1 protein-coding gene and 2 pseudogenes are annotated in these 1,667 nt (G+C 74.3%); all 3 read right to left on the bottom strand.

Going from position 1 to position 1,667, the window contains the following annotated elements; genetic code table 11:
* Nucleotides 1–233: pseudogene (locus G3I42_RS29020) on the bottom strand (futalosine hydrolase); the annotation flags it as partial.
* Between the two features lie 34 nt (nt 234–267).
* The gene (locus G3I42_RS29025) at nt 268–747 is read right to left on the bottom strand and encodes a DUF2771 domain-containing protein (RefSeq protein WP_164290726.1); all 480 of its coding nucleotides are present in this window, start codon (nt 745–747) and stop codon (nt 268–270) included.
* A gap of 224 nt (nt 748–971) precedes the next feature.
* A pseudogene (locus G3I42_RS29030) lies at nt 972–1,667 on the bottom strand (MFS transporter); the annotation flags it as partial.

A 1,667-nucleotide genomic window follows, 5' to 3' on the forward strand; every position in this document is an offset into this window, starting at 1 on the left:
TGCACGGCCTGCGCCGCGCCCGGCGACTCGCCGCCGCGCTCGGGCAGCGGCGGCGCGACGGGCAGCGGGCCCGCGAGCAGCGGGTCGAAGAAGAGGTGATCGTGCGGCAGCGGATCGGGCACGGCGAGCAATTCGAGGCCGCCCGGCAGGGTGCGGGGCACCGGCCGGCCAGGGAACGCGCGCGCCACCGCGTCCCGTTCGGCGGGAACCGCGGTGGCGATGAGTACGCGCATGAGGTGGCTCAGTCGTCCTTCGTCGTCACGCGGCTCAGTCGTCCTTCTTCACCTTGAACGTCCACAGGCCGTACGCCTTCTTGCCGTCGCCCTCGACGATCGTGACGGTGCCGGTCGAGGACTGGCCGCCGTACTGCTCGTTGAAGAACACGTTGCCCGGGATGGTCGTGTACGTCTTCTTGCTGGTCTCGGTGATCTGCTGACCGTTCAGCAGGAACGTCCAGCCCTTGTCGGCCACGGCCGGGTCGACGCCGAAGCGGACCGTCTCGTCCGGGTCCACCTTCACCGTCTTGGCGTCGCTCGTGTCCTTGAGGCACTTCTGGAGCGCCGCCGTGCCGAGGGCGTGCCCGTCGTCGTAGCAGGTGGCCTCCGAGTTCACCGAGGTCGTACCGATCGTCACGGTGGCCAGCGGGGTCGGCTTGTCGCAGGCCGACAGGGCGAGGAGACCGGCGGACACGGCGCCGATGGCGGCCACGGCGCGACGGCGGTTGGCCGGGAAACGCGGGGAGGTCATGGGGGGCAGGCTATATGGCTCCCGCCGTGCGCACCTGCCCGGGGGTACGGCGTGCCGTACGCGCCGACGCGCCGTCAGGGGCCCGCGAAAGCCCTGGCGGTACGGGGTGCGGCGGGCTCCTCGCGCGGGGGACGCCGTACGCCTCGTACCGAACCCGTACAGATCACCCGCCTGCCGGGCGGCGCGCCCACGGCCCGCCCACAAGCGCCGCACAGGCCCGGGGTTCACACGACCCGCGCGCCCCCGTGCCGGCTCCTGCCCGAGCGCAGCAGGCCCCGCAGGGTGCCCAGCCAGCCCGTCGCGACGATCGCCGCGGCGACCGAGAGGCCCAGTACGCCGTTCAGCGGCAGCGCGATGCCGATCGCGCCGCCGAGCACCCACGCCATCTGCAGCATCGTCTCCGAGCGCGCGAAGGCGGAGGTACGGACCTGTTCGGGCACCTCGCGCTGGATGAGCGCGTCCAGCGAGAGCTTCGCGAGCGCCTGCGCGAAGCCCGCGCACGCCGTGAGCAGCGCCACCGAGAACTGCCCGAACAGGCACGCCGCCGTGATCGCGATCCCGAGCACCCCGCCCACGACCGTCACGATGATCAGCTCGGGCGTGCGGGTGCGCAGCCACGCCCCCACCGCCGTGCCCAGCGCGTTCCCCGCCCCGGCCGCGACCCCGACCATCCCCAGCGAGACCGCCGCGCTGCGCCCGCCGAGCGGCTGATCGCGCAGGAGGAAGGCGAGGAAGAAGATCAGGAAGCCGGAGAGCCCGCGCAGCGCGGCGTTCGCCCCGAGCGCGAGGAGCACCGTCGCCCCGACGGCCCGCAGCCCCTTCACCCGCCCGGCCCCCGCCCCGCTCCCGGCCACCGTCACGGCTTCGTCCCGGGCATCGCCCGGCGCCGCCCCGTACGGTCCGGCCCCCGCGCCCCCGCC

This window comes from Streptomyces sp. SID11385 (assembly GCF_010548245.1).
Taxonomy (GTDB): domain Bacteria; phylum Actinomycetota; class Actinomycetes; order Streptomycetales; family Streptomycetaceae; genus Streptomyces.